We start from the raw sequence: 13,676 nt of genomic DNA, 5'->3' as shown, positions 1-13,676 counted from the left end.
GACCTGTAGGAGCATGGCTTGCCCGCGATAGCGACAGTGAGATCGCCATCGCAGGCAAGCCTGGCTCCTACAAAAGCGTTCACGCAATGGCCATGCGGCGTTCCAGCAGGTCTTCTAACTCATCCAGCAACTCGTCACCGCGCAGCAATTCGTAGTGCCCGCCCGCCAACAAACGATCTACGCCGAGGCGGCCGACCTGGGCCTCAAACACCCGGCGTTCATCGTCACGCCCGGCCACCCACCAGCGATACGCCATGGCCTGAATCGCCGGTAATTGTCGATGGGCCAGTGCCAGTTGCTTGAGGCGTGAACCGGTGGCGAAGATCTGTGTAAGCTCACCCGCGCCCAGCGCAGCATGCCCGTTGGAGCCGTACATGGCCGCCTCGATCACTGCGCAAGAACCCTCGCGCTCGTTCAAGTCAGCCGCTTTCAGGGCAATCAACGCCTGAGCCTCATCGGCCGGCAACCCGAGCACAAACCTCAGGAAGTCGCCCAAATCTTCGCGCCAGTCCCCCGTTTCTGCGGTGCCCGCCACGTAACTGTCGACCAGCCCGGCAAACGCGACCGTTTCACCCTGGGATTCCAGCTCCTGAGCGACCAATTGCGTCAACGCTCCGCCCAACGACCAGCCCAGCAAGTAATACGGCCCCTTGGCCTGCTGATGGCGAATCCGTTGCGCATAGGCTTGCGCCATGGCCAGCAACGATTCGTCCTGCCACTGCGGATCAAGCAGCATGCGACACTGCACGCCGTATACTGTGCGCCGGCCTTCCAGACGCCGCGCCAGCGGTTCGTAGTCGAACACCGTGCCGAAACCGGCGTGCAGGCAGAACAGCGCCGGCACATTGGGGATACGCGCGTTCAGTGCCAGCAACGGGTCAGGTGCCGTTGTGACTGGCTCGGCCGCCTGATAACCGCTGAGTTCTGCAATGCAGGGTTTCTGCATCAAATCCCGCAGCTTCAATTCAAAACCCGGTTGCGGCTGGCTGCGTACCCGCGAGATGACTTTCAGCACCTGCAACGAGTCGCCGCCCAGTTCGAAGAAGTTATCGTCGATGCCCACTTGCGGCACGCCCAGCACTTCTTGCCAGATCACGGTGAGCACCGTTTCCAGTGCGTTACGCGGCGCCCGGTAACCGCCGAGTGCCCATTCAGGCTCCGGCAATGCACGACGGTCGAGCTTGCCGTTGGCCGACAGCGGAAAACGCTCCAGCACCATAATCCGCGCCGGCACCATGTAATCCGGCAGTTGCGCTTGCAGTTCAGACTTCAAGCGACGATCCAGCCCGACTGCGCCGGCCGCTACCACATAACCGACCAATTGCTTGCCGGTCGGTGTGTCATGGACCACCACAGCGGCATCCTGCACACCCGCGCACTCACGCAGGCGCGCTTCGATCTCGCCCAGTTCGATACGGAAACCACGGATCTTCACTTGCTGATCCAGCCGTCCCAGGTAATCGATCAACCCACACTCGCGCTGACGTACCAGGTCGCCGGTGCGGTACATGCGGCCACCGGCGTCGAACGGGTCAGGGATGAAACGCTCGGCGCTCATGCCCGGACGTTGGTGGTATCCGCGCGCCAAACATTCACCGCCCAGATACAACTCGCCGCTGACACCCACCGGCAACGGATTGAGGTCGGCATCGAGCACATACAAACCGCGCCCGGCGACACCTCGACCAATCGGCGCATAAGCCGCATCACAGTTTTCGCTGACCTCGGCACGCCACAGCAGCGGCGTGACCACGGTTTCGGTCGGGCCATAGCCATTGACCAGACGCTGCGGACGCAAGGCGTGCTTGACCTGCTCGAAACTGGCGTCCGGCACCGCGTCGCCGCCAAAGCAATAAACCTCGACCGCCGGTGGATTGCCCAGACGCTCGGCGACTTCGGCCATCTGTTGCAAGTACGCCGGCGGGAAGCAGGCGACGGTGACGGCATGACGATGCAGCACTTCCAGGGTCTGTTCCGGGGTCCACAAACTGTCATCGCGAATCACCAGACTGCCGCCGGCCAACAGCACGCTCAGCCAGCGCTCCTGTGCGCCGTCGAACGCGAACGACATGAAATGCAGCTCACGGCTGCGTGGGGCCAGTTCATAAAGTTCGATGATCCCTCGGCAATGCCGGGCAATCGGTCCACGCTCCACCGCCACGCCTTTCGGTTGGCCGGTGGAGCCGGAGGTGTAGATCAGGTACGCCAGATGCCCCGGCAACGGGTTGGAAACCGGGCATTCAACGTTGTCGGCATCGCTCAGTTGATCGAGCAACACACGCGGCAGATTGTCGGCCACGGTCAACCGTTCGCCGAGATCACTTTCGCAGAGCAACAGGCTGGCGGCCGAATCGCTCAACATATAGGCCAGTCGCTCGACCGGATACGCCAAGTCCAAAGGCAAGTAAGCCGCACCGGCCTTGAGCACCGCGAGAAACGCGACAATCGTGCGTTCGGAGCGCGGCAACGCCACCGCCACCAAACTCTCCGGTCCAATACCGCGACCGATCAATTGCAGCGCCAGCCCATTGGCCTGTGCCTCAAGTTCAGCGTAACTGACTTGCCGATCATCACAGATCAAGGCGATTTTCTGCGGCTGCGAGCGCACATGCTGATTAAACGTGTGCAGCAAATCGGCACTGTCAGCCGACGTTTGCGGCAGACTGATACGTGATTCAGGCAAACCAATATTGCCGAGCAGCCGTGTGGCGTCTTCGGGCAATGCACGCAACAAACCTTCGAGCTGCGCACGAATCCGCTCTACTTCCACCTCACTAAAACGGTCCCGCAGAAACAGATACTCGACTTCCAGACCTTCTTCGTTGGCGCTGACCATCAAGTCCATCGGAAAGTTGGTCACCCCGCCACTGCCGACTTCGGCGAAACGCAGCTCACCTTCCTCGCCCCCTCGCAACGCACGGTCCACCGGATGGTTTTCGAACACGATGATGCTGTCGAACAAGCCCTGGCCACCCTGCCCGGCCCAGCGCTGAATGTCCGACAACGGCGTGTGCTCGTAGTCGCGGACCAGCAGGTTGTAATCCTGCAAATCGCGCAACCACTCGTCCAACGGCTGTTGCGGGTCAAGGGTCTGGATCACCGGCAAGGTATTGATAAACAGACCGAGCATGTCCTGCGCCCCGGCCAGCCCGGTCGGACGTCCCGCCACCGTGGCGCCGAACGCGACGCTGCGCTGGCCGCTGTGGCGTTGCAACAACAGCAGCCAGGCAGCTTGCACCAGCGTGTTGAGGGTCACGCGTTGACGCTTGGCGAAGGTGTGCAGTTTGCGCGTCGCTTCGGCGTCGAGGTTGCTGTACATCACGCCGTGACCTTCACCAGCGGCACCCGAGGCCTTGGCCAGAATGGTCGGCGCTTCGAGCGACGCGAGCCGCTCGCGCCAGAACCCTTCGGCCTGCGCACCGTCCTGACGTTGCAACCAGGCGATGTAGTCGGCGTAGCGACCGGCCAGGGTCGGCAAAGTGTCGTTGTGATACAGGCGCAGCATGTCGCCCAACAACCGCGAGGCGCTCCAGCCGTCCAGCAACAGGTGATGGTAGATCCAGATCATCTGGTAACGGTCATCGCCGAGGCGAACCAGGATGAAACGCATCAGCGGCGGGCAGCTCAGGTCGAAACCCTTGGCCTGTTCTGCGGCGGCCAGTTCCTTCAACGCCTGTCCGGTATCGCTGCGCTCACGCCAGTCGAGCTCTTCGATGGGCAACTCGACGTCGGCGAACACCGCTTGCAGCGGATCGGCCAAGCCATCGCGCCAGCGGAACGCCGCGCGCAGCACTTCGTGACGCTCGACCAAGGTCTGCCAGGCCGCGCGGAAACGCGGCACCTGCAAACCGTCCACCGCCACGCTCAACTGGTTGACGTAAGGGTTCAGCTCCGGTGAATCGAGGCAATGGAACAACATGCCTTGCTGCATGGGGGACAGCGGATACAGATCTTGCAGCCCCTCGCGGGCGGCAATATCGATGTGCGGCACCAGCGAGAAAGCATCGACTTTCGGCACTTCAACCAACGCCGCTTCACGGCTGCTGGCCACCGCGGCCAAGGCACGAATCGTCTGTTGTTCGAACAGTTGCTTGGGACTGAACACCAATCCGCGCTGCCCGGCACGGCTCACCGCTTGCAGCGAGATGATCGAATCACCGCCCAGTTCGAAGAAGTTCTCGGTGACGCCCACCGACTCCAGCCCCAGCAGTTCCTGCCAGATTTCTACCAGTAACGCTTCGGCCGGCGACGCGGCGGCCGCGTGATCGTGGTGCTGCCGAATGGCCTCAGGCACCGGCAGTCCTTGGCGATCAAGCTTGCCGTTCGGCGTCAGCGGCAACGCCGCCAGACACATCAAATGCGCCGGCAGCATGTGCGCTGGCAAACGGCTGCGCAGGTGAGCCGTCAGCGCTTCACGCAAATTCTGCTCATCGGCGAGCGGATCGCGCGGCACCACATAACCGACCAATTGGCGGCTGACCGGGCCTTCGCGGTCGATCACGAACGCTTCACGCACGCCCTCGTGTTCGAGCAGGCAGGCTTCGACTTCGCCAAGCTCGATACGGAACCCGCGAACCTTCACTTGCTGGTCGATCCGACCCAGGTATTCAACAACGCCATCGGCGCGGAACCGTGCGAGGTCACCGCTGCGATACAAGCGTGCGCCCGGTACGAACGGATCCGGCACGAAACGCTCAGCGGTCAGGTCCGGACGTTGATGGTAACCGCGAGCGACGCCCTCGCCGCCCAGGTATAACTCACCCGCCACACCGACCGGCAACGGCTGCAAGCCGCCGTCCAGAATATAGGCGCTGCGATTGCCCACCGGCCGGCCAATCGGCATGAATGCCGAATCGAATTCGGTATCCGGGTAGGCCAGCCAGATCAGCGGCGTGATCACTGTTTCGGTTGGGCCGTAGCCGTTGATCAGGCGCTTGGGTTGCAGCACCTGCTGGACTTCGTCGAACGCATGTTTGGCCATGCCTTCACCGCACGGGGTGTAGGAACGGATCGGCAGATCGCGCCCTGCTTCACCCATGAAGTCGGCCATCTGCAACAGGTAACTTGGGGTGAAGCAGGCGATAGTGATGCCGTGCTTTTCAATCTCGGCGCACGTGCGCTCAACACTCCACAACTCGTCATCACGCGGCATCACCGCCGAACCGAACACCAGCGGCGTCAGCCACCGCTCGTGAGCGCCATCGAAACTGATCGAGGCGAATTGCAGCTCGCGGTCGTCCGGGTTCATGCCGTACAACTCGCCAATCGCCAGGCAATGCATGGCCAGTGGACCGTGAGCGACGCTGACACCTTTCGGCCGCCCGGTGGAGCCCGAGGTGTAAATCAGGTAGGCGAGGTTTTCGCCGCAGGTCAGGTTGACCGGGTTGGTTTCAGCCATCGACTCCAGCGGCTCCCGGTCGATTTCCAGCACCGGCAGGCCTTCGGGCAACGGCAGTTTTTCCCGCAGCCACGATTGGCTGATCAACAGCGAAAGGCCGCTGTCGTCCATCAGATAGCGCAAGCGTTCGGCCGGGTACGCCGGGTCCAGTGGCACGTAAGCGCCACCGGCCTTGAGGATCGCCAGCAGGCCGATGATCATTTCCGGCGAACGCTGCATCGCCAGGCCGACCCGCACTTCCGGGCCAATGCCCAGTGCACGCAAACGATGGGCCAATTGGTTGGCGCGACGGTTGAGCTGGTCGAAGCTCAATTCGAGGTCGTTGAAGATCAACGCCGTGGCGTCCGGACGAATAACCGCCTGGGCCTCGATCAATTGATGCACGCACAGCGGGTTTTCCGTTGCGGTGAACGCGGGGTTCCACTCAATCAATTGTTGCGCGCGTTCGGGCGCGGTCAGCAACTCCAGTTCACTCAATGCTGCCTGAGGCGCGGCGACCATCGCCGTCAGCAGCGCGGCTAAATGTTCGCTCATGCGCGCAATCGCTTCGCTGCTGAAGTGGCTGCACTGGTAGCTCCAGTTCAGGCTCAACTGCCTTTCGGCGGTGGCCGCCAGGGTCAGCGGGAAGTTGGTGCGTTCATGGTTCTGCGCAATCGAGAAACTCAACCCGGCCGGTGCGCCCTGTTGCAACGCTTCGGCCACCGGGAAGTTTTCGAACACCAGCAGACTGTCGAACAACGGCTCGCCGGCACGCCCGGCCCAGCGCTGAATGTCACCCAACGCGGTGAATTCATGTTCACGCAATTCGAGGTTGTGCGCCTGCAAACGGCTCAACCACTGGCCGACACTTTCAACCGCATCCGGCGTGCTGATCACCGGTAAGGTGTTGATGAACAGCCCGAGCTGGCTTTCAGCCCCCGGCAAGTCCACCGGCCGCCCCGCCACGGTTGCGCCGAACGCCACGCTGCGCTGGCCGCTGTAGCGTTGCAACAGCAGCGCCCACGCGCCTTGCACCAAGGTGTTGAGCGTGACTTTCTGCTGACGGGTGAACTCGCTGAAGCGTTGGCTGGTGGCGACATCGAAGGTCTGGCGATGATCGGCGAACGCGGCTGTCGACGGATTTTTACTGTTGCCATGGGCCAGGCTCTGCGCCAACAGCGTCGGATTGTCGAGGCTCGCCAGTTGCTCGCGCCAGAACAGTTCATCCGCCTGCGCATCCTGCCGTTGCAGCCAGCCGATGTAGTCGGCAAAACGTCCGTTGGGCGCCTGCACTTCTTGCCCGGCATAACGCTGCAAGACTTCGCTCAGCAGCAGCGAGTTGCTCCAACCATCCAGCAGCAAGTGATGATGGGTGTAGATCAGTTGCTGACGCTCGTCGTCGAGTCGCACCAGGGTCAAGCGCATCAACGGCGCCCGGGTCGGGTCCAGTTGCAGGCGTTCCTCGTCAATCAATTGAATCAACGCTTCGGCCTGATCGCCACTGCCACGCCAGTCGAGGCAGGTCATCGGCAATTGCAGATGACGATGGACCAACTGCACCGGCGCTTCAAAACCGTCGGGGAAGTGGAAACTGCTGCGCAGGATCGGATGGGTGTCGAGCACCGCTTGCCACGCACGGCCCAGTCGTTCGGCATCGAGGCCACGAGCTTCGACGCTGAGCTGGTTCACATAGGCGCCGGACTCCGATTCATACAGGCTGTGGAACAACAGACCGGCCTGCATTGGCGACAGCGGATACAGGTCCTCGATCTGCGCCGGCGGCACCGGCAGGCCATCGAGTTGTGCCTGAGTCAGCCGCGCCAACGGGAAGTCCGCCGGGGTCACGCCACCCGCGCCATCGCTCAGGCAATGGGCGATCAGCGCCAGCAATTCATTACGAAAATCTGCAGCCAGCGCTTCGATTTCACCCTGATCGAAGCATTCGCGGCTGAAGGTCCAGTCGAGTTTCAGCTCACCGCCATACACCTGACCGTCCACCGACAGCCAGTTTGGCAACGGCGCATCCGCCGATTGCGCGGCACCGCTGGATTCGCGAGCCGGGGTGAACAGCGCGTCTTCGGCAAAGCTCTGGTCGAACTGGCCGAGGTAGTTGAAGGTGACCCGCGCTTGCGGCAGCGCAGCCAATGCCGCTTGGGTCGAAACATCGCCCATGTAGCGCAACAGGCCGTAACCCATGCCTTTACCGGGGATCTCGCGCAGCTGCTGCTTGATCGCCTTGATCGAACCCGCCAAGTCGGCGGTCGGCGTCAGGCGCACCGGGAACAAGCTGGAGAACCAGCCAACGGTGCGAGTCAGGTCGATGTCGTCAAACAGTTCTTCGCGGCCGTGACCTTCGAGTTGAATCAACGCCGAATTGTCGCCGGTCCAGCGGCTGAGGGTGCGGGCCAGTGCGGTCAGCAGCAGATCGTTGACCTGTGTGCGGTAAATCGCTGGCGCCTGTTGCAGCAGCTTCCGGGTTTGTTCGCGATCCAGACCGATGCTGACGCCTTGGCGCAAATGCCCGGCCTGGCTGGCGTGGGCATTGGCGGCTGGCAGCGAATCACTCGCCGCGCTGAGCTGCGCCTGCCACCAACTCAGTTCGTTGGCTGCGGCTTCGGAGTGTGCATAGGCGTCGAGTTTTTCGGCCCACGCCTGGAAAGCGCTGGTCTTCGGTGGCAGTTCTTGCCCAAGGCAGGCCGCCTGCAAATCTTCCAGCAACACGCGCCAGGACACACCGTCCACCGCCAAGTGGTGGATCACCAAGAGCAAACGCTGGGAGCCATCGGCCTGCGCGATCAACGCCACGCGCAGCAACGGACCGTCTTGCAGACTGAGGCTGCGTTGCGCTTCGTCGCACACCGACTCCAGCGATGCCTCGTTGGCCACGCGGGCGGTCCAGAGCATGTCGATGACATCAGCGCTGTCGGCCCCGACATACCGCGCCGACCATTGACCGTCGACCTGACTGAAGCGCAACCGCAGCGCATCGTGCTGCTTGAGCAGGCGTTGCAGCGCGGCTTGCAGGCGCGGCAGTTCGAGGGTTTCGCGCGGCGTCAGCAACACCGCCTGGTTCCAGTGCGCGCGTTGCGCAATTGGCTCATCAAAGAACCAGCGTTGGATCGGCGTAAGTGTCTGCCCCCCGTCCACCGGCCCTTGTTGCGCCAGCGGTGCGGCTTGTTCTTTGACCACAGCGGCCAGCGCTTGCAAGGTCTGCTGCTGGAACAGATCACGGGGTTGCAGGCTCAGACCGGCGCGGCGCGCGCGGCTGACCACTTGAATCGAGATGATCGAGTCGCCGCCCAGTTCGAAGAAGTTGTCCTGACGCCCGACCTGCTCGATGCCCAACACCTCTTGCCAGATCTTTGCCAGAACCTGTTCGTGTTCGCTACGCGGCGCTTCGAAGGTGCGTTGGCCGACTTGCGCGGTTGGCGCCGGCAGACGTTTGCGCTCGAGTTTGCCGTTGGGGCTGAGCGGCATTTGCTCGATCAGCACGGTCTGCGCCGGGACCATGTAATCCGGCAGGCTGGCGAGCAGATGGCTTTTCAGGGTTTCGCGCCACGCGCCTTGTTGCTCGGCGTCGACGTCCAGCAGTGCGCGATCCTGCGGCACGAGGTACGCAACCAATTGCTTGCCGCTCGGACCGGCGAGGGCCAGCACCACGGCTTCCTGCACATCGACATGCTCTTGCAGGCGCGCTTCGATTTCGCCCAATTCGATGCGCAAACCGCGAATTTTCACTTGATGATCGATACGCCCGCAGTAGTCGATGGCGCCGTCAGCGCGATAACGCGCCAGGTCGCCGGTGCGGTACAGGCGCTCGCCGCTGCCGAACGGATCGACCACGAAACGCTCGGCGGTCAGCGCGCCGCGACGGTGATACCCACGCGCCAGACCGACACCACCGAGGTACAACTCGCCCACCGCACCCTGCGGCAACGGTTGCAGTTCGCTGTCGAGGATACAGGTGCGCAGGTTGGCAATCGGGCGACCAATCGGCACGCTGTCACGGCCTTCTTCCACGCAGGTCCAGTGGGTCACGTCGATGGCCGCTTCGGTCGGGCCATAGAGGTTGTAGAGATGGGCTTGCGGCAGGCTGCGCAGGGTCTTGCGTTGCAGCTCCATCGGTAGCGCTTCACCGCTGCAAATGATGCGTGTCAGCGAGGTACAGGCCAACGACTCATCGGCAGCGATGAACGCCGAGAGCATCGACGGCACAAAGTGCAGCGTGGTGATTGCCTGTTCGACGATCAATGCAGCGAGGCGTTGTGGATCGCGATGTTCGCCCGGTGCGGCGATCACCAGCGTTGCGCCCTTCATCAGCGGCCAGAAAAACTCCCACACCGACACGTCGAAACTGAACGGCGTCTTTTGCAGCACGCGGTCTGTGGGCTGCAAGTTGTAGGCCTGCTGCATCCACTCCAGACGGTTGTGCAGCGCCACGTGGCGGTTGCCTGCGCCTTTGGGTTTGCCGGTGGAGCCGGAGGTGTAAATCACGTAGGCGAGGTTTTCTGCGACGGTGAGGTTGGGCAAGTCAGTGGCCGGCAAGTCGCTCAACCAATCAGCGCCTGTTTGCAGGCACAAGGTCCATACGTTGTCGGGCGTCGGCAATTGCGTCAGCAGATGCTCCTGGGTCAGCAACAGCGAAATGCCACTGTCCTCGATCATGTAGCTCAGGCGATCCAGCGGGTATTCCGGGTCCAGCGGCACATAAGCGCCACCGGCCTTGAGAATCGCCAGCAGGCCGACGACCATTTCAAACGAACGGTCGCAGGCAATCCCGACGATTACTTCCGGGCCGACACCCTGAGCGCGTAAATGATGGGCCAGTCGGTTGGCGCGCAGGTTCAGCTCGGCGTAACTCAGGCACTGGTTCTGGAACACCAGCGCCGTCGCCGCACCGTTTTCAGCCACACGTTCTTCGAAATGCCGCTGCACGCAGACTTCACCGGGATAATCCTGAGCGGTGGCGTTGAGGTCATCGAGGATGCGCAGATGCTCGTCGGCGTCCAGCAGCGGCAACTCGGCGAGTGGGCATTGCGGGTTCGCCAGCACGCCGGCCAACAGGTTGCGCCAATGACGGGCCAAATCCTCGATGCGTTCGGCGTCGAACAGATCCGTGGCATAGGTCAGGCTGGCGAACAACCGGTCGCCCTCTTCCTGCGTGTCCAGTTGCAGGTCGAATTGCGTGGTGGGCGCCGTGGCGTTCAGCGCTTCGACACGCAGCCCGGCGAGCAAGCCGCTGACCGCTGCCGGTTTGGCTTGCTGATGGTTGAACATCACCTGGAACAGCGGGCTGTGGCTCAGGCTGCGCTCACCTTGAAGCGCCTGCACCAGCCGTTCGAACGGCAAGTCCTGGTAATCCTGTGCGTCCAGCGACGCGGTGCGGGTCTGGTCGAGCAATTGGCTGAATGGCAGGCGTCCGTCGAGTTCGGCACGCATCACTTGGGTGTTGACGAAGAAGCCGATCAGGCCACGGGTTTGCGCGCGGTTACGGTTGGCAATCGGCACACCAACGCGCACGTCGGACTGGCCGCTATAGCGATAGAGCAACGCCTGGAAGCTGGCCAGCAACAGCATGAACGGCGTGACGCCACGCTGTTTGGCCAGGTTCATTAACCCGCTGGCCAAGTTTGCATCGAGGGCGAAATCCAAACGTGCACCCCGCTGGCTCGGTTGCGCCGGGCGTGGACGGTCGGTCGGCAATTCCAGCAGCGGTTGTTCGCTGCCCAGCGTGTTGCGCCACCAATTGAGCTGACGCTCCAGCTCCCCCGCTTCCATCCAGCGGCGTTGCCACAGGGCGTAGTCGGAATACTGAATCGGCAGCAGTTCCAGCACTGCGTTCTGCCCTTGGCAATGCGCGGCGTAGAGGCGGGAGAATTCCTCCACCAACACGCCCATCGACCAGCCATCGGTGACGATGTGGTGCAGCGTCAGCAACAGCACATGATCTTCGGCGTCCAGTTGCAACAGGCTGACCCGCAGCAGTGGGCCATGTTGCAAATCGAACGGGCGGGCTATGTCCTGTTCGACGCTTTTGATCGCTAGATCGAGGCGATTTTCCTGTGGTTCGCCGCGCATATCGATTTTCTCAATCGGCAGCGAGGTGAACTCGGCCAACGTCTGAACGACTTGACCGTCATCCTCGACAAACCGGCTGCGCAGACTCTGATGCCGCTCCAGTAACACGTCAAAACTCTGCTGCAACGCCGCGACATTCAACGGCCCGTGCAAGCGCAACGCCGCCGGAATGTTGTACGCAGAGCTTTGCGGATCAAGCTGCCAGAGGACCCATTGGCGCTGCTGCGCATACGACAGTTCGAAGCTCGATTGCGTCTCGGCAGCCGGCGGAATCGGCAGTTGGCCGAAGCTCACGCCCTGCTCTTGCATGCGTGTCAGAAACTCGCGGCGCTTGTCGGCGGGCAGGCCGGCGAAACGGCTGGCGATACGCTGGGCGGTGGTGTGTTCCATCAGTTGATCTCCATCTCGTCGAGAAGCGACTCAAGCGCATCAAGACGTGCATCGTTGTCAGCCGGAGCGTGTTGCCCGGCCATGGCGGCATAAGCCTGCAGGTCGGTGGATTCGAACAGTGCACGCAGCGGCAGCTCGATGCCCAGTTCCAGTTCCACGCGGGCACTGGCCTGGGCGGCGAGCAACGAATGCCCGCCCAATTCAAAGAAGTTGTCGCGCCGGCCGATCTGCGCCACGCCCAGCACCTCGGCCCAGATCGCCGACAGTTGCTGTTCGAGATCGCCTTCGGGGGCTTCGAATGGACGCTGCCAGTCCTCGGCATCCGGCGCTGGCAAGGCCTTGCGGTCGAGCTTGCCGTTGCCGGTCAATGGCAAGGCATCGAGCAGCAACCAATGGCTCGGCACCATGTAATCCGGTAGATCAACCTTGAGCGCGGCACGCAGGTTGTCGCGCCAGGCCATCGGGTGGTGTGGGGTTTGCTCGGCCACGACGTAGGCGCACAACTGCGGTCCGCCGTCGCCGTTGTGCACGTTCAACACCGCTTGGCGCACGCCCGGTTGGGCCAGCAGTGCAGCTTCGATTTCGCCGAGTTCGATGCGGAAACCGCGAATTTTCACTTGCTGATCTATCCGCCCGAGGTAATCGATGCTGCCGTCGCCACGCTGACGCGCCAGGTCGCCACTGCGATAGAGACGCTGCGAGGCGTCGAACGGGCTCGGAACAAAGCGCTCGGCGGTCAGGCCGAAACGCCCGTGATAACCGCGCGCCAGGCCGGCGCCAGCGATGTACAGCTCACCCGCCACGCCCACCGGCACCGGCTGTAGCTGGCTGTCGAGCAAGTACCAGCGCAGGTCGCGGATCGGCAGGCCAATCGGGCTCTGGACCTTGGCGTCGAGGTCGGCCAGACGAATCACGCGATAGGTCACGTGCACCGTGGTTTCGGTGATGCCGTACATGTTGACCAACGTGGGTTGCCGGTCGCCGAAGCGTTCGAACCAAGGATGCAGGCTGGCGACTTCGAGGGCTTCACCGCCGAAAATCACCTGACGCAGCGCCATGCTTCGTTCGCTGGCGCAAGCCACCGGCAACAACTGGCGGAACGCGCTCGGGGTCTGGTTCAACACCGTCACGCCTTCATCGCAGAGCAAGCGGTGAAACGCTTGCGGTTCGCGACTGATGTCATGCGGCACGATCACCAGACGTCCGCCGGTGCACAGCGAACCAAACAGCTCCCACACCGAGAAGTCGAACGCATAGGAATGGAACAGCGTCCAGACATCGTCAGGGCCGAAGTTGAACTCGCTGGCGGTGGCCGTCAGCAGACGCCCGACGTTGGCATGACTGAGCAACGCGCCTTTTGGCCGACCGGTAGAGCCGGAGGTGTAAATCACATAGGCGAGGTTGTCTGGAGTGGCCAGCGTCGGCAGGTTCTCATCGCTGAAAGCGTCCAGTTGAAGCGATTCCAGGCTCAGCATCTGTACGCCATCGCGGGCCGGTAAACCGTCGATCAAGTGCTGTTGAGTCAGCAGCAACGTGATGCCGCTGTCTTCGATCATGTAGCTCAGCCGCTCAGCCGGGTATTGCGGATCGAGCGGCACATAAGCGCCGCCGGCCTTGAGAATCGCCAGTAACCCGACCACCAGCGGCATCGCCCGCTCAGTGGCGATGCCGACGCGCACCTCCGGGCCGGCTCCCTGCTCTCGCAGTTTGCGCGCCAGTCGATTGGCCTGGGCGTTGAGCGCGGCGTAGCTCAGTTGCTCGCCTTCGTGGACCAGCGCGATTGCGTTCGGCCGTTGCGCAGCTTGAGCCTCGAATAACCGGTGCAAGGTTG

The 13,676-nt window shown here is 62.5% G+C and carries 1 protein-coding gene and 2 pseudogenes; all 3 read right to left on the bottom strand.

Translation table 11 applies throughout. From position 1 onward, the window contains the following. Positions 1–79: 79 nt before the first annotated feature. Positions 80–11,845, bottom strand: a complete 11,766-nt coding sequence (locus ACA048_RS09775; protein ID WP_497628924.1) for a non-ribosomal peptide synthase/polyketide synthase — start codon at positions 11,843–11,845, stop codon at positions 80–82. After that, positions 11,845–12,057, bottom strand: a pseudogene (locus tag ACA048_RS09770) (phosphopantetheine-binding protein); the annotation flags it as partial. The pseudogene ACA048_RS09770 and the gene ACA048_RS09775, both read right to left, overlap by 1 nt. Positions 12,058–12,237: 180 nt before the next feature. Next, a pseudogene (locus ACA048_RS09765) lies at positions 12,238–13,599 on the bottom strand (amino acid adenylation domain-containing protein); the annotation flags it as partial. Positions 13,600–13,676 lie beyond the last annotated feature (77 nt).

It is taken from the genome of Pseudomonas sp. LBUM1659, from assembly GCF_059716045.1.
Note: the sequence above shows the minus strand (reverse complement) of the source record. Positions and strands in the feature narration are given on the sequence as shown.

Bases quoted from the DNA above. Each gene is read 5' to 3' on its own strand.
- ACA048_RS09775 (WP_497628924.1), bottom strand. From the start codon at position 11,845: ATGGAACACACCACCGCCCAGCGTATCGCCAGCCGTTTCGCCGGCCTG.